Genomic DNA, 19,626 nt, shown 5'->3' on the forward strand with positions numbered 1-19,626 from the left:
AAGTGCTAGATGTCTGAGATTGCCCGTCGGACGGCCGACGAGATCAGTTTGTTTCTCACGGAAACGCTAAGCGAATTATTGGACATTGCCACGGACGACGTGGCTGTCGGTGAACCCTTTTCGAGTTTCGGGCTCACCTCGGCGGTGGCCTTGGTCTTCGTCGGCAAGATTTCGACTTATATCGGTAAACCGCTGCCGCCGGATCTACCGTGGGAATATCCGACCGTGCATGCGCTCGCCGAGGGCCTCGCCGCGGTGCAGGACAGCACGGAACCCGTGGCGGCGAACGTCGAGCCTGACGTCGAGCTACTCCCTGCGCGGGTCACGACCACGCAGGAACCGGTGGCGATCATCGGCATCGGCTGCGCGTACGGCGCGCTGCGCGGGCCGACGCAGCTGTGGGAAACGTTGTGGCACGGACGGGAACTGGTCGGCGAAGCGCCGCAGGACCGGCACGACTGGCCGCCGTCGGGCGATCAGCCTGCGGAAAAAGAGAAGCGATCATGGTTCGGTTCGTTCCTCGATGACCCGTATGCGTTCGACGCGAACTACTTCGGCATCGCCGATGGCGAGGCCGCGGCCATGGATCCGCAGCACCGTTTGCTCGCGGAGACCGTCGCGGACGCGTTCGAGGACGCGGGCGTCCCGGTCGAGCGCCTGGCCGGGACCGCGACCGGCGCCTTCGTCGGCATCACCGCGGGCGACTACGCCCGTGGCATGGGCGATGCCGCGGCGTCGGGCATGCCGATCGCGGCGGTTACCGGCAACGCCAGCAGCATTGCGGCAAACCGGCTGTCTTATCTCTACGATCTGCGCGGCCCGAGCGTCAGCGTTGACACCGCGTGCTCGTCGTCGTTGGTGGCGCTGCACCTGGCGCTGCGCAGCCTGCACGACGGCGACTGCGAGATCGCGGTGGTCGGCGGGGTCAATCTGACCCTCGATCCCCGGGTCACCGAGGCGCTGGCCGGCGCGGGCATGATGGCCACCGACGGGCGCTGCAAGACCTTCGACGATCGTGCCGACGGCTATGTCCGCGGCGAGGGCAGCGCAGCAGTGGTGCTGAAGCCGCTTGCCCAAGCGGAAAAGGACGGCGACCGCGTGTACGCGGTGCTGCTCGGATCGGCCGTCAATCAGGACGGTCGTACCAACGGCCTGACCGCGCCCAGCTATCAGTCGCAGGTCGACGTGCTGCGCCGGGCCTACCGGCGGGCCGGGGTGAAACCCGCTGACGTGCAATACATCGAGGCGCACGGCACCGGAACCATCCTCGGCGACGCCATCGAGGCGCGGGCGCTCGGCACCGTCTTCGCCGAGCACCGCGCCGCCGACGACAAGTTCCTGGTCGGCTCGGCCAAGACGGTCGTCGGTCACCTCGAGGCCGCGGCAGGCCTCACCGGCGTGGTGAAAACCGCGCTCGCGCTGCATCACCGGCAGGTGCCTGCCAACTTGAACTTCGAATGGCCCAGCCAGCACATCGCTTTCGACGAGTTGCCGTTCGGCGTGCCCACCGAGAACCAGCCGTGGCCGGATCATGCGGGCCGCAGGTTGGCCGGGGTGAGCTCGTTCGGCTTCGGCGGCACCAATGCGCACGCCGTGCTCACCGGTGTCGCGGGCGCCGCGGTGCCTGCTGCTTCCGCAGCACAGGTCGAAAAGCCCTATCTGGTCACGATTTCCGGCCGCAACGAGCAGTCGACGCTGGCGCTGGTCGACAGCTGGGTCGACATGCTCCGCGACGGGTCGGCGGCGCCGATCGCCGAACTCGCGCAGACCTCCAGCGCGCGCCGAGCCCAGCACCCGTACCGGGTGGCCGTTCCGGCCCGCACGCACGAGGATCTCGCCGAGCAGCTCACCGCGATCTCCGGCGGCTCGCTGCCGCTCGGCGCGGCGGCGGGCCGGGTGCCCCGCAGCGGTGCAGGCAAGGTGGCGTTCGTCTTCACCGGACAGGGCAATCAGTGGGTCGGGATGGGCCGCAAGCTGATTCGGCACCAGCCGATCTTCCGCGACGCGCTGCTCGCGGTGGACAGGGAGCTGCGCATCGCACTCGGCTGGTCGACCTTCGCCGTGCTCGACCGCGGCCGCGATGCCGAGGCGCTCGCCGACACCGGCACCGCCCAGCCGGTGCTGTTCGCGCTGCAGGTCGCCCTCGCGAAGCTGTGGCAGTCCTGGGGCATCGTGCCGTCCGCCGTGGTCGGGCACAGCGTCGGCGAGGTCGCGGCCGCGCATGTCTGCGGCGCGATCGACCTGCGCACCGCAGCACAGCTCATCGCGACAAGGGCCAAGGCGACCGCCCGGCTGCGCGACAACGGCTGCATGGCCGTCGTGAACGTGCCTGCCGCGGAACTCGAACTGCCGCAACGCGTTTACCTCGCGGGCAGCAACGGCCCGAAATGGACCTTGGTCTCGGGCAACACCGGCGCGGTGGATGCCTTGCTCGCCAAACTGGACAGCGAGCAGGTCATGACCCGCCGCCTGCCTGGCCGCTATGCCTTCCATTCGCCGCTGATGCGGGACTGCCTGCCGGAGTTCGCGGCGGACATGCCGTGCATCCAGCCCGAGGAGGGCAGCATCCCGTTCTACTCGACGGTGACCGGTGGGCGCATCGACGGCGCGCACCTGAACGGCCTCTACTGGACCGACCAGGTCGTTCGCCCCGTGCTCTTCGCCGAGGCCGTCGGCGCCATGATCGACGCGAACATCAGCTCGTTCGTCGAGGTCGGCCCGCACCCCGCACTCAACGGGATGCTGAAAAGCCTGCTGCGCCACCATGATCGCGCCGGTGTCGCGGTGCCGTCGCTGGTCCGCGATGTCGACGACCTCTCGGTGATGCTTGCGGCACTCGGCGAGCTGCACGTGCGCGGCCACGAGGTGCGCTGGTCCGGTGTCGACACGGTCCAGCGACCGCAGGCGCGGCTGCCGCTGTACCCGTACGACCGCAAGTCGTATCGGGTCATCGACGGCGCGCCGCACGTCACCGCCGCGCCGGTGGCGCGCGCGACGACCGAATTGTTCACCGCCGATGTGGATTACGTCGCGCCACGCACCGAGTACGAGCAGGTCGTCGCCGAGATGTGGGCGGAGCTGCTCGGTCTGGAGCAGGTCGGCGTTTTCGAGAACTTCTTCCGTATCGGCGGGCATTCGCTGGCCGCTACTCAGTTCGTCCGCAGACTCCGGGAACTGTTCGAGATCGAGTTCGCTCTCCGGCTCATGCTGCAGGAGCCGACCGTCGCCCAGGTGGCGACGGTGCTGGAGGCGCTCATGATCGAGCAGGCGGACGCGGCCCTTTTGGAGAGCGCACATGAACTCACCAGCTAGCAGTCTTGCCCTGGCACGGCTGCGGGAACGCAGGGCCGCCGGGATCTCCACGACGACGGTGCCGCTGCGTGAAGGCGCGGGGCCGTTCCCGACGACGCTCGCCCAGCGCGGCATCTGGCTGCACGAGCAATTGGCCGATCGCGCCGCGATTTACCATGTGCCGCTCGGCATCCGGATCACCGGTCCGCTCGATCAGGCGGCATTGCGGATGGCGGCCGACGCGGTCACCACGCAGCAGCACGCGCTGCGCACGGTCTTCGCCGAAACGCCGGAGGGGCTGCGGGCCGAGGTCGTCGAGACCGGCGGCGCCGACTGGCAGACACCGGATTTGCGCCTGGTGCCGGCGAAGGCACGGGCCGGCGCGGTCGATCAGCTGCTCGAATCGCTGGCGACGGCGCCGTTCGACCTGGCGGAACGGCCGCCGGTGCGATGGACGCTGATCCGGCTCGCCGAGCAGGAATGGATCCTTGCGGTCGTCGCGCACCACCTGGTGCTGGACGGACTGTCGATCGCGCTGCTCTTCGATCAGCTGTGGGCGGCGTACGGCGCTGTCCGCAGCGGCGAGGAGTCGTTGCTGCCGGTGCCGCCACGGCAATACGCGGACTACGCGGTGTGGAGCGCCGAACACGGTGCTCCCGCAACGCAGGCGGTCGCGGTCGAGCGGCGGGCGGCGCTGCTGCGCGGTGCGCCGCCGCTGGATCTGGCGATCGGCAGGCGCCCGCGCCGGGTCGGCAACAACGGCGCCCGCGTCGAGAGCGCGTTCCCACGCGAGCTGTCCGAGGCGGTCCGAGCGAGCGCGGCGGCCAACGGTATTCCGCCGTTCGTCTTCCTCTTGGCTTGCTACGAGCTGACTTTGGCGCACCGCTCCGGGCAGCACGATTTCTGCATCGGCATTCCGATGGCGGCCAGGCCATACGGCGAGCTGGCCAAGACCATCGGGCACTTCGTGAACACGGTGCCGGTGCGCGCGGATCTCGCGGCCGGCCAGACGTTCCTCGAGCTGCTGCACAAGACCCGCGACACTGCGATGGCCGCCTACGACGACGAGACCGTCCCGTTCGAGCGCGTGGTCGAGGCCATCGGCGGACCGTGGAACCCGGCCTACAGCCCGGTATTCCAGACCCTGTTCGTGCAGCAGGTGCTCGAGCGCCCCGACCTGAGCCGGTGGGGCTTGACCGTCGACTGGCAGACCATCGACACCGGCACCACGCTCTACGACCTGGTCATGCATGTCGCGGAGACGGGCGGCGAGCTCGTCTGCCACCTGACCTACAACACGGCACTGCTCGATGCGACCGCCGCCGCTGATCTGGCGGACGACTTCCGCACGGTCGCGGCGGCCGCGGCCGCGGCGCCGACGACCAAGGTGGACGAATTGCTGTCCGCCCTCCCCGTGCGCGAATACGTCGTGGACAGTGCGGGTTTCGACGAGGACGCGGCCGAGCCGGACGAGGTCGCCTACGAGGCGCCCATCGGCGACCGGGAGCTCCGTCTGGCCGCACTGTGGGCAACGGCGTTGGAGCGTACCGAGATCGGCCGCAACGACGACTTCTTCCTCCTCGGCGGCACCTCGCTGGCGGCGACCAGGGTGATCTCACAGATCATGGACGAGTTCGGCGTCAGCATCTCGCTGCGCGAGCTGTTCGAGAGCCCGACCATCGTGACGGCCGCGCGGCTGATCGAAGCCGCTGCCACGGAGCAGGATTCGCTGCCACCGTTGCAAGCGTTGCCGCGCACCGACGGCGAGCTGCTCGCGGTGTCCTATGCGCAGGAACGACTCTGGTTCCTGGAGACCCTCGATCCCGGCAACGCGACCTACATCATGCCCGGCGGTCTCCGGCTGCACGGCGAGCTCGACGTCGCCGCGCTGGAATACGCACTGGCGCAGGTCGAGCAGCGGCACGAGGTGCTGCGCAGCGTGTACCGGACCACCGAGGACGGGCAGCTGCGTCAGGTCATCCGGTCCTATGCGGCACGGCCGCTAGAGGTCACCGACCTCAGCGCGGTGCCCGCCGACCAGCGCGGCGCGGCCGAGGAAGAGTTGGCGGCGAGCGTGTACCGCGCGCCGTTCGACCTCGCCGAGGGCCCGGTGTGGCGGTATCACCTGATCAGGTCGGGGCCGAACGACTACCTGCTCGCGCTCGCGCTGCATCACATCGTGTGCGATGGTTGGTCCGTTGCGGTACTGAGCCAAGAGATTTCGGCGCACTACCGGGCCCGCATCGCCGGTGTGGCTGCCTCGCTGCCGCCACTGGCCGTGCAGTACGCGGACTACGCGGGCTGGCAACGCGGCAATGCCGCCGGGCTCGACGGGCAGCTGAACTTCTGGCGCACCGAGCTCGCGGATCCGACGGTCACCGAAATCCCCGGCGACCGGCCACGTCCCGCCCGCCGCACCTCGCGGGGCGCGGTGGTGCGACGCGCGGTCGACCCGCAGGTGATGACCGAGGTGCGTGCCCTCGCGGCGCGCAGCGGCGTCACCACCTTCGCGGTGTTGCTCGCCGCCTTCTACACGATGCTGAATCGGTATACGCGCCAACAGGATCTGATCGTCGCCTCGCCGATCGCGGGCCGCACCCGCTCGGCCATCGAGCCGCTGGTCGGCTGCTTCTTGAACACCATGGCCCTGCGCACCGAGGTCGACACCGAGGAGACCTTCACCGATCTGGTGGCCAAGGTCGGGCAGACGGTGCTTTCGGCACACGCCAACCAGGACTGCCCGTTCGAGAAGGTCATCGAGGCGCTGGTGCCGACCAGGGACATGAGCCGCACTCCGCTGGCCCAGGTCATGTTCAACTACCTGAACACGCCCCCGCCGTCGCTGGATATGGCAGGCCTCGACGTCGAATTGGTGGACGCGCCGCGGACGACGGCGAAGATGGACTTCGACCTCACCGTCGACGAGACCGACGGCCCGACCAAGTTGACCCTGGAATACAGCGCCGACCTCTACGACGAGCCGACAGCGGCGCGGGCGCTTCGGCATTACGCGGGCGCGCTGGCCAGCATCGTGGCGAACCCGGACCAGCTCGTCGGCGCGGTGCGCCTGGAGGACCCGGAAGAGCGTGCGGCGCAGCCACAGTGGGCGCTGCCGGGCTATCCGGTGGTGCCGCTGGCGGAGTCGGGTGAGCGATTGATCGACCGGCTCGACGCCGTGATCGAACTGCGTAGCAGCGCACCGGCATTGCGCACCGGCGACCGGACGACGAGCTTCGCCGAGCTCGACCTGTTGACCACCGTCATCGCCAAGCAGCTGATCGGTGCAGGCCTGGACGGCAGCCGGGTCGCGCTGCTCTACGAGCACACCCCGGAGAGCTTCGTCGCGGTGTGGGCGGCGTTGCGCGCCGGTGTCGCCTACGTCCCGCTCGACCCGAGGGCACCGCAGGCGCGGCTGCTCGAAATCCTGGCGGAAGCCGATGTGTCTGCGCTGCTGTGCGATCCGTCGCTGGCGGAGCTGGCCCGTTCGATCGCGGGTGGCGCGCACGTCTTCACCGTGGCCGGGCGCCACGACCACCCGGACCCCGCGCTGAGCACGGTGCCGACCAACGATCTGTCCACCTGGTCGAAATCCCATATCAGCTCGGACGATTTCGCCTACATCCTGCACACCTCGGGCTCGACCGGCAGGCCGAAGGGCGTGGCACAGAGCCGAGGCAATGCGCTGGCGCACGCGGTGACCTACGCGCGGCGGCTGCGCATGGGCCCCGACGACGTCGTCGCGGCGCCTGCCCGCTACACCTTCGACGCGGGCGTGCTGAACTCGTTCGGCGCCGCCGTCGCCGGTGCCGAACTCTATGTGCTCGACCCGCACCTGTTCGGGCCCGCCGAGTTGCGCGCGGAGATCGAGCGTGCGGGTGTGACCGTGTTGCACTGCACGCCAACGGTGTTCCGCTATCTGCTCAGCGACACCGACGGCCCGTGGGTGCCCGCGGCGCTGCGGCTGATCGCGCTCGGCGGCGAGGAAGTGGTGCGCGGTGACGTCGCCGACTTCGGCAAGCACTTCGCGCCGGGCTGCGCGTTGGTGAGCCTCTACGGCCCGTCCGAATGCTCGGTGGCGTTGCAGCACATCGTCACTCCCGAAGACGCGGACCGTGCAGGTGTACCCATCGGGTATCCGGTCGAAGGTGTCGACGTCGAGCTCATCGACGGAGTCGGCCGTCCCACCGAGGTTTACGGTGAGCTCGCGCTGCGCAGCCAGTACGTCGCGCTCGGCTACTGGCACCGCCCCGAACTCACCGAGAAGGTGTTCGGCACCGGTCCGGACGGCGTTCCGCAGTACCGGACCGGCGATCTCGCGCGGCGGCTGCCCGACGGGCGGCTGGTCTTCGTCGGCCGCAAGGACCGGCAGGTCAAGATCCGCGGCCACCGGGTGGAGCCGGGGGAGGCGGAGACCTTCCTGCGCGCGCACCCGACCGTCGGTGAGGCCGCCGTCGTGCTCGATGCCGAGGCCGAGGTGCCGAGGCTGGTCGCCTATGTGACCCAGGACGGCCCGTTGGAGCCGGACTACCTGGAGCTGTCGGCCTTCTTGCGTACTCGCTTGCCCGACTACATGATTCCGTCGGCCTACATGGTGCTCGACACCCTGCCGCGCGGCCTCACCGGCAAGCTCGACCGCGCGAAGCTGCCGAAGATCGCCCCGGCCGCGCCGCCGGTGTTCACGCCGCCCGCCACCGACATGGAACGCCTCGTCGCCGAGGTGTGGGCCGAGGTGCTCGACCGGGAAATCGGACTCGGGCAGAACTTCTTCGATCTCGGCGGGCACTCGCTCGCGGTGGCCAGGGTGCGCGGTCTGCTCGAACGCAGGCTCGGCGTGCCGCTGGCGATGACGGATCTGTTCGCCGCGCCGACGGTCGACGGCCTCGCCAAGGCGTTGGAAGGCCGGACCGCGCCGCAGGAGGACGTGGATCGCGGTCAGGACCGCCGAGCGGCCGCGGCGCGGCGTCGCGCCCACCGCCAGGCGACCGGGACCGTGCCGGACAGTGTGGGGAGCCAGCGATGACGCACGACGACAACGACTTCCGGGTCGCGGTGATCGGCATGGCCTGCCGCTTCCCCGACGCCAGCACGATCGAGGACTACTGGCGCAACCTGTGCGAAGGCCGGGAATCGATCCGGCCACTCGCGCAGGAAGCCATGCCCGCCGACCCGCCTGCCGGCTATGTGCACGCCGGTGCGCTGCTGTCGGACGCGGACCAGTTCGACGCGGAGTTCTTCGAGATGACACCGCGCGAGGTGCAACTCACCGACCCGCAGCACCGGCTGTTCACGCTGTGCGCGTGGGAGGCGCTCGAGGACGCGGGCCACATCGCGGCCGAGAACCCGACGCCGGTCGGTGTTTTCGCGGGCGCGGGCATCAGCACCTACCTGCTGCGCAATCTGGTCGGGCACGCGAGCCTGTTCCAGTCGCCCAGCTCGCAGCTGCATGCCTTGCACGGCAACGCCTCCGACTACATGGCCACCAAGGTGTCCTACAAGCTGAACCTGACCGGGCCGAGCGTCGCGGTGCAGACCGCATGCTCCACCTCGCTGGTCGCCGTGCACCAGGCGGCGCAGGCACTGCTGGACTTCCACTGCGATGTCGCGATCGCGGGCGGCGCCAGCGTGCAGTTGCCGCACGAGGCAGGCTACATCTACGAGGAGGGGTCGATCCTCTCACCGGACGGCCATTGCCGTGCGTTCGACGCTGAGGCCGGTGGCACCGTATTCGGTTCGGGTGTCGGCGTTGTCGTGCTCAAGCGCCTCACCGACGCGCTCGCCGATCGCGATCGCATCCACGCGGTGATCCTCGGCTCCGCGGTGAACAACGACGGCGCCAACAAGATCGGCTACACCGCGCCGGGCATCGCGGGCCAGCGCGCGGTGATCCGGGAAGCCTTGTCGGCGGCAGGAATCGGCGCCGACACCATCGGCTACGTCGAAGCGCACGGCACCGGAACCAAACTCGGCGACCCCATCGAGGTCGCGGCGTTGAGCGCGGCCTACCGGGAGCACACCGACGCGAACCAGTACTGCGCGCTCGGCTCGGTGAAATCCAATGTCGGCCACCTGAATTCCGCAGGCGGTGTCGCAGGGTTCATCAAGGCCGTGCTCGCTGTGCGGGACGGCCAGATTCCGGCGAGCCTGCACTACTCGCGTCCGAATCCCGAAATCGACTTCGCCACCAGCCCGTTCTTCGTCAACACCGAGCTGCGGACGTGGCCGGACGAGGTACGCAGGGCCGGCGTGAGCGCCTTCGGCATCGGCGGGACCAACGCCCATGTGATCGTGCAGCAACCGCCGACGGCAGCGCCCGTCCCTGCGTCGTCGGGGCCGCGTGCGCTGGTGATCTCGGGCCGAACGGCGGCGGACGCCGACCGGGCGGTGGCTGGGCTCGCCACCTACCTCGACGGCGCCGACGTCGAATTGTCCGCGGTCGCACACACGTTGGTGCACGGCCGCCGCACCTTCCCGCACCGCAGGATGGTCGTCGCGAGCAGCATCGCGGCAGCCGCAGCCGCTCTCGCCAAGCCCGCCGCAGGGGAGGCCGCCCCGGCACCCGCGCTCGCGTGGCTGTTCCCCGGCCAGGGCGTCGCGCTCGGCGCGGACGTCCTCGAGCTCGCCGCCGAGGTCCGGCCGTTCGGCGACCTGTTCCGCACCTGCGCGGACATCCTGCGCGAGCGTGCCGACTTCGACCTCGAAGCCGCTGTGCGCACCGCGGAAGGCACCGAACAGACCCAGGTCGCCTTGTTCGCGGTCGAGTACGCGCTGGCCGGGATGTGGCGCGAGTTCGGCGTCGCACCGCGAGAACTGCTCGGCCACAGCCTCGGTGAGCTCGTCTGCGCCACCATCGCTGGCGTTTTCGAGCTGGCCGACGCGCTGCTGCTGGTGGTCGAGCGCGGCCGGATCATGGCCGCCGCGCCGCCCGGTGGGATGCTCGCGATCTCCAAGGGCGCGGACGCCATCGCGACCCGGTTGCCCGACGACGTGTGGCTCGCCGCCGACAACTCCGCGAACCGCTGCGTGGTCGCGGGCGCACCGTCGGCGCTGTTCGCCTTGGCCGGTGCGCTGTCCGAGGACGGTGTGGCCAGCTCGCTGCTGCCCGTCGGGCACGCGTTCCACACCCCGCTGATGGACGAGGCCGCGGCGCGCTTCGCGGAGCTGGTGCGCAAGGTGGCGCGCAAAGCTCCGGAGATGCCGTTCTGGTCGAACGTCACCGGCGCGCCGATCAGCGCCGAGCAGGCGGTCGATCCCGCGTACTGGGCCAGGCAGATGACCAGCACGGTGCGTTTCCGCGAGGCCACCGAAGGGCTGGTCGCCCGGAATCCGGGGATCGTCGCGCTGGAGGTGGGGCCGGGCAAGTCACTGGTCTCGTTCCTACGCACCGCGGATCGTGGTGCGGCGACGGTCGGCACCCTCGGCGCAGGGCTCGGCGCGGGTTCGCCCGACACCGAGATCGTTACGGCGGCAGGCAAACTCTGGTTGTCGGGTGTCCCTGTTGATTTCGATGCTATCTACGGCGGCGAGCAGCCGACGAAGGTCGGCCTGCCCACGTATCCCTTTGCGCTGAAGCGTTACTGGGTGGATCCGCCCGAGTACGTGCCTGCACCGACGCGGACCGCCGACCCGGTCCAGCCGCAGCGCGTTGCCGCGGCGCCGGTCGACACCGCGGCGGCGGCCGAGGAGGACGATTTCGTCGCTTCGGTGCGGCGCAGGGTGGTCGCGGTGTGGAGCGCGGCGCTCGGCATCGAGGAGGTCGGCAACGACGCGAACTTCTTCGAACTCGGCGGCGATTCGCTGCTCGCGGTGCACGTGGCGACGCAGCTGCGCGCCATCTTCCCGTTGGAACTCGCACTCGGCGAGCTGTTCGTCAGCCCGACCGTCGCGGGGATGGCCGAGACCATCGCCGCGCATCTCATCCAGCGGTTGGACGAATTGTCCGACAGCGAGGTCGAACTCCTGCTCAACCAGCCGGGGGCGGCCGAAGAACGGAGCAACAATGCCTGAATCCGTCGACACGGGCGCATCCCGCCGCGCGTTGTTGCGGCGCTGGGCCGCCGGTAACACACCGCAGGCGAAGATCCCGCGCCGTCCCGATCCGACCGCGGCCGCGCCGCTTTCGGCCGCACAGCAGCGAATCTGGTTCCTGGAGCAGCTGTTCCCCGACCGGGCGACCTACACGATGCCGCTGGCGCTGCGGTTGCGCGGCCATCTCGACATCGCGGCACTGCAGGGCGCGCTGTCGCTGGTGGTGTCCAGGCACGAATCGCTGCGCACCAGTATCGAAGTGCGCGACGGCGTTCCGGTTCAGGTGGTCGGGCCGGTGGCGCCGCTGCCGATGACCATGATCGCCCCGTCGCAGCTCGATCCGCGGCGGCCGCTCGCCGACGCGCTGGAGCAGGTCGACAAGTTCAGCAGGACCGTCTTCGATCTGTCCGGGCTGCTGGTCGAGGTGCTGCTGGTGCGGCTCGGTGACGACGACGCGATCTTCGCGGTCGCCATGCACCACATCATCTCCGATGGTTGGTCGCTCGGCGTGTTCGCCACCGAGCTGATGTCGGCCTACGCCGATCTCACCGCGGGCAGGCATCAGCCAGAACTGCCGGAGCTGCCGCTGCAGTACCCCGACTATGCGACCTGGTTGCAGGATCTCGCGCAGCGCGACAAGTTCGACGGTGACCTCGACTACTGGCGCGGTGTGCTCGGCGACGAGCCGCCGCTGGTGACCTTCCATCCGGACCGGCCGCGCGCGCTCGAGCCGGAAAACCGTGGCGCCAGAGTGCTGTTCACGATCCCGGGCGAGGTGCACGCCGGGCTGCGCAAGCTGGCCGACGCGACCAGGGTGAACGACCGCCCCGCCACCCTGTTCATCGCGCTGATGGCGGGATTCAAAGCGCTGCTTCGCTATTACACCGGCGCCGAGGACATCACCGTCGGCACCCCGATCGCAGGCCGCAACCGCCCCGAGATCGAGCCGCTCATCGGGTTTTTCGTGAATGCGCTCGCGCTGCGGACCGACCTGTCCGGCGCGCCGACCTTCCGCGAACTGCTCGCCAGGGAGCAGCGGGTCGTCTTCGACGCGTTCGACCACCAGGAGGCGCCGTTCGACCTCGTCGTCGAACATGTGCGCCCGGACCGGGAACTGAGCCACTCGCCGCTGTTCCGCACCGCGGTGGTGCTGCAGAACACCACGCTGCCCGAGCTCGCGATTCCCGGCCTCAGCGCCGAATACGTCGAAGTGCATTCGGGCACCACGAAATTCGACGTGCTGGTGACCATGCGCCAGGTCGGCGTCGAGCTGGTCGGCGCCTTCGAATACGACGTCGACCTGTACGACGAGCCGACCGTCGCCGCCATCGCGCGGCACTTCGTCGCCCTGCTGACCGCGGTGGTCGCCAACCCCGATACCGCGCTGCCGGAACTCGACTTCCTGCAGGCGGACGAGCGGGAGCGCGCGATCGCCGCCGCACTGCCGAGCCAGCCCGCTACCGAGGTCGCGCAGACGCTGCCCGAACTGTTCGCGGCCCAGGTGGCGCGGACACCGGACGCGGCGGCGCTGAGCTTCGGCGACAGCACCATGACCTATGCCGAGCTGTCGGCCGCCGCGGAGCGATTGGCGCTACGCCTGCATGCGCGCGGCATCGGCCGCGGCTCGTTCGTCGGCATTCACCTGGAGCGGTCCGCCGATGTCGTCGTCGCGATCCTCGCGGTGCTGCGTACCGGGGCGGCGTACGTGCCGCTGGATCCGATGTATCCGGCCGACCGCATCGAGTTCATGATCGCGGATTCCGGTGCGCGGCTGGTGATCAGCCACAGTTCGCTGGTCTCAGCGGCCACCGAATCGGGTCCTGAGCTGTTGCTCGTCGACGAGGCGGCTGAGCCGCTGCCCGGCGGCACGCTCGCGCAGGCTGGCCCGCACGATCCCTGCTACGTCATCTACACCTCCGGGTCCACCGGCGTGCCGAAGGGCGTTGTCATCGAGCACGCCAACGTCGTTCGCCTGTTCTCGACCACCGCGCACTGGTACGACTTCGGCCCGCAGGACGTGTGGACGATGTTCCACTCGTACTCCTTCGATTTCGCGGTCTGGGAAATGTGGGGCGCGCTGCTCTTCGGCGGACGGCTCGTCGTGGTGCCCGGTTCGGTCAGCCGGTCCACCGCGGAGTTCGCGGAACTGCTTGCCCGCGAACAGGTCACGGTGCTCAGTCAGACGCCGTCGGCGTTCACTCAGCTGCTGCGCGCGCTGGAGAACGCACCGCAGACCGAACTCGCGGTGCGGTGGATCGTCTTCGGCGGTGAGGCGCTCGACTTGTCCTCGCTCGCACCGTGGTTCGACCGCTTCGGCGACTCGGCGCGCCTGGTGAACATGTACGGCATCACCGAGACCACCGTGCACGTCACCTATCGCGAGCTGACCGCGGCCGACGTGGTGTCGGCGGCGGGCAGCCTGATCGGGGTCCCGCTGCCCGACCTCGGCGTGCTGATCGTCGACCCGGCCGGTCGGCCGGTGCCCGACGGCGTGGCAGGCGAGATGCTGGTGTCCGGGCCCGGTGTCGGGCGCGGTTACCTCAACCGCGACGAGCTGACGGCCGAGCGGTTCGCGGCGAGCCCGGTGCTCGGCGGCCGACGCGTCTACCGGACCGGTGACCTGGCCCGCAGGCGTGCCGACGGCGATCTCGAGTACCTGGGCCGGATCGACCAGCAGGTCAAGGTGCGTGGTTTCCGCATCGAACTCGGCGAGATCGAGGCCGCGATCACCGCGCACCCCGGCGTCGATCAGGCGGTGGTGCTTGCCCGCAAGGACACCGGCGGCAGCGTGTCCCTGGTCGCGTACTTCACGCCAGGCGACGCGAGCGCGGATGCGGCTGGCGCGGAACAGGATCAGGTGGCGAACTGGCAGATCGTCTTCAACAGCACCTACCGGCAGGGCCGCGAGGGCGATGCCGACTTCGACATCTCGGGCTGGAACGACTCCTACACCAACGCCGCCATCCCCGAGGAGCACATGCGGGAGTGGGTCGAGGCGACCGTGGCCGCGGTGCGTTCCCTCGCACCCCAGCGCGTCCTCGAAATCGGTTGCGGCACCGGCCTGCTGCTGTCCCGGCTCGCCCCGCTGTGCACCGTCTACGACGCGACGGATGTCTCGGCGTCGGCGATCGAGAACGTGCGGACCAAGATCGTCGAAGGCAATGCCGAGCTCGCGCACGTCCGGCTGGACCAGTGCGCTGCCGACGAACTGCCCGCCGATCTGGTCGGTTCCTATGATGTCGTGCTGATCAACTCGGTGGTGCAGTACTTCCCGAGCGCCGACTACCTGACCAGGGTCCTGGAGACCGCGTCGGCACTGCTCGCCCCCAACGGCGTGCTGTTCGTCGGTGACGTCCGCGATCTCACCCTCAGCGAGTCGTTCCACGCGACCGTCGAGGCGACCAACGCGCCGACCGCCGGTGCGAGCGAACTCGCGCCCGCCCTGCGGGCCGCCCTCGATCGAGACGCCGAATTGGTGCTCTCGCCCAAGTATTTCGAGGACTTCGTCGCCGCGAGCCCGGTGCTGACCGGGAGCCGAATCCGGCTCAAGCGCGGCGCCTACCTCAACGAGATGTCGCGTTTCCGGTACGACGCCGTGCTTTACGCGGGCCAGGCACTCCCGGTGCGGCCCAAGATGTTCGACGCGTCGATGACGCCGCAGCGGCTGGCCGAGGTGCTCGAGCGGGACCGTCCGGCGGCCGTAGTGGTCACCGATGTGCTCGACGCCAGGGTGGCCGGTCCGCTTGCGGTGGCCGCGGAAGTGCGGCGCGGCCGCGCGGGTGCGGCCCAGATCCGCGCTGCCCTGGCCGGATCCGGCGGCATCAGCCCGGAAGACTATCTGGCCCTTGCCGAGCGGGTGCCCTACCGGATCGAGGCGCTGCGCCGCCCCGACGGCCGATTCGATGTGGTGGCGACCGGATGGGACATCGCGTTGCCCGGCGCCCCGGGCCGTGCGGTCGAGTGGCCGGGCGATCTCGTCGTCTCGGACCCGTTGCGGGTCAAGGCCCGCGACGATCTGGTCGTCGACGTGCGCGCCCACCTGGCGCGGCGGCTGCCGCAGCACATGGTGCCCGCCGCCGTGCTCGTGCTCGACGAATTCCCGTTGACCACCAACGGAAAGCTGGACCGGCGCGCACTGCCCGCACCGGTGCTGCGCCGCAACACGCTGGAGTACGAGCCCCCGCGCACCCCGCTCGAACAGCGGGTCGCCGGCGTCTTCGCGAACGTGCTCGGCATCCCGCGAGTCGGCCGCGAAGACAACTTCTTCGATCTCGGCGGCCACTCGCTGCTGGCCGCCCAGCTGATCCTGCGGCTGAAACAGACCTTCGGCGAGGACATTCCGCTCGGCTCGCTGTTCGCCAGGCCGACGGTGGCCGGCGTGGTCGGCCTGCTCGCAGGCGAGACCGCCGAGGAAGAGACGATCGACCTCGAGGCCGAAGTGGCCGCCGCGATCGAATCCTGGCCTGCCGCACCATGGACCGGCACCGCGCCAACCACCGGTGACGTACTGCTGACCGGTGCTACCGGCTTCGTCGGCGCGTTCCTGTTGCACGAACTGCTGGCGCGCACCGACTTCCGTGTGCACTGCCTCGTGCGGGCGGACAGTCGCGAAGAGGGGCTGGCCCGGCTCGCCGCCACGTTCGACAGCTACGAGCTGCCGCGCGCGGCGTTCGATCGGGTGATCCCGGTCCTCGGTGATCTGGGCGCGCCGCGACTCGGGTTGTCCGAGAAGCAGTTCCTGCTGCTCGGCCGCAGCATCGAAGCGATCTATCACAACGGCGCGCACGTGAACTTCGCGCTGCCGTACCGGGTGCTGGAGGCCGCCAACGTCGGCGGCACCCAGGAGCTCATCACGCTGGCCAGGACCAGCGGTGCGCCACTGCATTTCGTGTCCTCGCTGTACGTGCTCGGCCCCGGCGACGCGGTCGAGGGCCGGGTCGGCACGGCGGCGGTGGCGCGGGATCCCTCGCAGCTGTCGCTGGGTTACCTGCGCAGCAAGTGGGTCGCCGAGCGGCTGGTCACCGAGGCGGGTGAACGCGGCCTGCCGGTCAGCGTGTTCCGGCTCGGCCGGATCGGCGGCGACAGCCGCACCGGCGCCTGCCAGACCAGCGACTTCTTCTGGCTGCTCGTCAAGGCCAGCCAGGAGGTCGGGCTCGCGCCGGACGTCGACTTCGCGGTGGATCTGGCCCCGGCCGACTTCACCGGAGCGGCCATGGTCGAACTGGCCAGGAACCCGCAGCCCGGCACGCACATCTACCACCTGCGCAACCCGCAGCCGTGCGCGTTCACCGACGCCATCGGCTGGCTGCGCGAGAGCGGCTGGCCGGTCCGGCTGGTCGCCCTCGCCGAGTGGCGCGACGCGATCGCCGCGCACGCTGCGACCGCGGGGGCAGGCTCGGCGTCGTTCAGCGTGCTGAGCCTGTTGAACGCGAACGACGGGCTCACCCCGTCGATCCAGTTCGACGTCGACAACGCCGTCACCGCGCTGGCCGGGGTGCCGTGCCCGCCGGTCTCGCGCGACCTGTTCGTCCGCTACCTGGACTACTTCCGCAAGGTCGGCTTCCTCGCCGCACCGTCACCACAGGAGGTCGGAGTATGACCACAACGCTGCTGACCGGGGGTGACCTCGAATACGACACCCTGGTGCGCGCACTGACCACGCAGGCCACCCAGCGGCCGAACAAGGTCGCGTACAGCTTCGTGAGCTATCCGGATTCGAGCTCGGCGTACGGCGAGACCGAGTCGCTGACCTACGCCGAGATCGACCGTGCGGCACGGGCATACGCGGCCACCCTGCTCCAGGTCGCGCACCCCGGCGACCGAGCGGTGCTGCTGCTGCCGCCCGGCCTCGAATACGTGAAGGCGTTCTTCGGCTGCCTCTACGCCGGGATCATCGCGGTGCCGCTGTACCCGCCGAGTGCGCACAACTCCAACGGTCGCATCGACGCGGTCTGCGTCGACGCCGACCCGGCATGCATCGTCACCACCGACGGCGCGCTCGCCAATGTCACCGGGTGGCTGGACAATTCGCCGACCGACACGACGCGGCTCATCGTGACCACCGGTGAGGTCGACGAGAAGCTCGCCATCGACTGGACTCCGGTGCTCGTCGATCGGGAACAGATCGCGTTGCTGCAGTACACCTCCGGGTCCACCCGCTCGCCCGCCGGGGTGATGGTGCCGCATCGCGGACTGCTGTCCAATGCCAGGCAGACCTACGACATGATGTATCACGTCGGAATCTCCGCCGAGGACGAGGTCGGCTTCGTCAGCTGGCTGCCGCTGTTCCACGACATGGGTCTGATGGTCGGCGTCATCATGCCGATCATCAACGGCCACGGCGTGGTTCAGATGGCGCCGACCTCGTTCGTGCGCAGGCCTGCGCGCTGGCTGCGGGCGATCAGCGACACTCCCGCGCAGATCTTCGCGGCCTCGCCCAACGTCGGCTACGAGCTGTGCGCCGAGCGGATCACCGCCGCGGAGCTCGAGGGCATCGACCTGAGCAACTGGCGCTACGCCCTCTCCGGCGCCGAGCCGGTGCGCGTCAGCACCATCCGAAAGTTCCACGCGGCCTTCGCCGATCACGGGTTGAAGGAGTCGACCCTGATCGCGGGTTACGGGCTGGCGGAGTCGACGCTGCTGGTGTCCGGGAACTGGCGCACGCTGTCGGGCGTGCAGACCGTCACGGTCGATCGCGAAGCGCTCGCCGCAGGCCAGATGGTCATCGCCGAGGACGGCGCGGACATCGTCAGCGGCGGCGCGGCGGCCCCTGGCACCACGATCGAGATCGTCGACCCGGAAACCCGGGTCGCGCTGCCCGAGGGACGGCTCGGCGAGATCTGGGTGTCCAGCCCTTCGGTCTGCACCGGGTACTTCAACCGGCCCGAAGAGACCGAACAGACCTTCCGTGGCGAACTTTCGCCGCGTAACGGCAAGTACTACCTGCGCACCGGCGACATCGGGTTCCTGTACCAGGGCGAGGTCTATCCGACCACCCGGCTCAAGGACCTGATCATCATCGACGGCCGCAATTACTATCCGCCGGATCTGGAGGACGCGGCCGAGAAGTCGCATCCGCTGGTGCTGCCCGGCCGCTGCTCGGCCTTCTCCATCGAGGTCGGCGTGCAGGAGAAGATCGTCGTGCTCATCGAGGCGCGGGTCAAGGACGAGGCGACCGTGCAGGAACTCCGTCAAGCGGTGCGTGAGGCGATCTTCACCGTGCACGACGTCGGCGTGCACGAGGTGGTGCTGCTCAATCCCGGCGCCATCCCGCGCACCTCGAGCGGCAAGATCCAGCGTTCGGCCTCGCGTACCGCCTACCTCGACGGCACCCTCCGGGTCCAGGGGTCGAAATGACCACGGCGCTGTCCACCCACGGGGACAAGCTGACCTGCTTCACCGCGGCGTTGGCGAGCGCGCTGGTTGCCCGCGGCGAAACCCACTGGTGGCGGCCGCTGCTCGCGGGCGGACCGCAGCTCGCGGTGACGCCCGCCGCGGACGACCTGCTGCTGTTCGAGCACGACGCGACGCCACGGCTGCCCGCGCTCGGCCTGCGGGTGCACGGCGACGACGACTGGGCAACGGCCTACAACGCGCTCGAAGAGCAAGTGGCCGCGCATGGTTCGGTGGTTGTGCTCGCCGACATCTTCCACCTGCCCTGGCAGCACGGCCACCAGAAGTGGCATGCGCCGCACTGGCTGGCCATCGTCGAGACCATCGACGGCTGGCAGATCGAGGATCCGCTGACGATGACCACCGAGCTCGGTCTGCAGACCGGGCAACGGGTTCCGGTGACCTCGGCGGCCGAGCTGCGTGAGTGGTCGACCAGCCTCGGCGCGGAGGACACGGTCGCGCTGCTGCGCGAGACGGCGCTGGCCGGAACCGACGATATCCACATCGGGCGTACCTACCGGTGGCTCGAATCCCATGCGGCGCCGCCGCCACCGCCACGCGCGGATCGGCTGGTCGGCGCCGACGCGCTCGTCGCACTCGCCAGCCGCTACCAATTCGCCTCGACGCCGGAGGATTTCACCCAGATCGACGACCTGTGGCAGGCGCTGCGGCAGCGCGAACTGCTGCTGTGGGCGGCCGAGCACGACGCCTCGGTGCTCGACGCCGACGGCCGCGCGCACTGGGAACAAGCGGTGGCGCAGTGGCGCAAGCTGCCGCCGCTGCTGATGCACGCCAGCATGCGCGCCGCCGCCGGCGGCACCGTGCAGACCGCGCTCATCGCCGAGACACTGCTGACGCTCGCCGAATTCGAAGGCAAGCACCTGGCTTTCGCCCACGCCCGCCCGGAGGGAGAGTAGC

General features: G+C 69.7%; 6 protein-coding genes. All 6 read left to right on the top strand.

All coding sequences use genetic code 11. The annotated features are described in order from the left end of the window. The first annotated feature begins 9 nt into the window (after positions 1 to 9). The 6 genes from NA11_RS37015 to NA11_RS37040 are packed head-to-tail and all read left to right on the top strand — an operon-like array spanning position 10 to position 19,625. Positions 10 to 3,312 carry a type I polyketide synthase gene (locus tag NA11_RS37015; RefSeq protein ID WP_084655391.1) on the top strand — a complete coding sequence of 1,101 codons (3,303 nt, stop codon included), beginning with the start codon at positions 10 to 12 and terminating at the stop codon, positions 3,310 to 3,312. Beyond that, positions 3,296 to 8,311 (top strand): condensation domain-containing protein, encoded by a 5,016-nt coding sequence (locus tag NA11_RS37020; protein ID WP_084655392.1) that lies wholly within the window; start codon positions 3,296 to 3,298, stop codon positions 8,309 to 8,311. Before NA11_RS37015 ends, NA11_RS37020 begins: the two co-directional genes overlap by 17 nt. Continuing rightward, on the top strand, positions 8,308 to 11,295 hold the full coding sequence (locus NA11_RS37025; RefSeq protein ID WP_069166748.1) for a type I polyketide synthase: 2,988 nt from the start codon (positions 8,308 to 8,310) through the stop codon (positions 11,293 to 11,295). The genes NA11_RS37020 and NA11_RS37025 overlap by 4 nt, the downstream gene beginning before the upstream one ends. Continuing rightward, entirely contained in the window at positions 11,288 to 16,915 is a 5,628-nt protein-coding gene (locus tag NA11_RS37030; RefSeq protein ID WP_069166749.1) for a non-ribosomal peptide synthetase, read from the top strand. The genes NA11_RS37025 and NA11_RS37030 overlap by 8 nt, the downstream gene beginning before the upstream one ends. Continuing rightward, positions 16,912 to 18,672 (top strand): fatty acyl-AMP ligase, encoded by a 1,761-nt coding sequence (locus NA11_RS37035; RefSeq protein WP_069166750.1) that lies wholly within the window; start codon positions 16,912 to 16,914, stop codon positions 18,670 to 18,672. Before NA11_RS37030 ends, NA11_RS37035 begins: the two co-directional genes overlap by 4 nt. Continuing rightward, positions 18,669 to 19,625 carry a cysteine peptidase family C39 domain-containing protein gene (locus tag NA11_RS37040; protein ID WP_069166751.1) on the top strand — a complete coding sequence of 319 codons (957 nt, stop codon included), beginning with the start codon at positions 18,669 to 18,671 and terminating at the stop codon, positions 19,623 to 19,625. The genes NA11_RS37035 and NA11_RS37040 overlap by 4 nt, the downstream gene beginning before the upstream one ends. Position 19,626: the final 1 nt, after the last annotated feature.

The organism is Nocardia altamirensis NBRC 108246, from assembly GCF_001612685.1.
Taxonomy (GTDB): domain Bacteria; phylum Actinomycetota; class Actinomycetes; order Mycobacteriales; family Mycobacteriaceae; genus Nocardia; species Nocardia altamirensis.

Bases quoted from the DNA above. Each gene is read 5' to 3' on its own strand.
- NA11_RS37015 (WP_084655391.1), top strand. From the start codon at position 10: ATGTCTGAGATTGCCCGTCGGACGGCCGACGAGATCAGTTTGTTTCTC.
- NA11_RS37020 (WP_084655392.1), top strand. From the start codon at position 3,296: ATGAACTCACCAGCTAGCAGTCTTGCCCTGGCACGGCTGCGGGAACGC.
- NA11_RS37025 (WP_069166748.1), top strand. From the start codon at position 8,308: ATGACGCACGACGACAACGACTTCCGGGTCGCGGTGATCGGCATGGCC.
- NA11_RS37030 (WP_069166749.1), top strand. From the start codon at position 11,288: ATGCCTGAATCCGTCGACACGGGCGCATCCCGCCGCGCGTTGTTGCGG.
- NA11_RS37035 (WP_069166750.1), top strand. From the start codon at position 16,912: ATGACCACAACGCTGCTGACCGGGGGTGACCTCGAATACGACACCCTG.
- NA11_RS37040 (WP_069166751.1), top strand. From the start codon at position 18,669: ATGACCACGGCGCTGTCCACCCACGGGGACAAGCTGACCTGCTTCACC.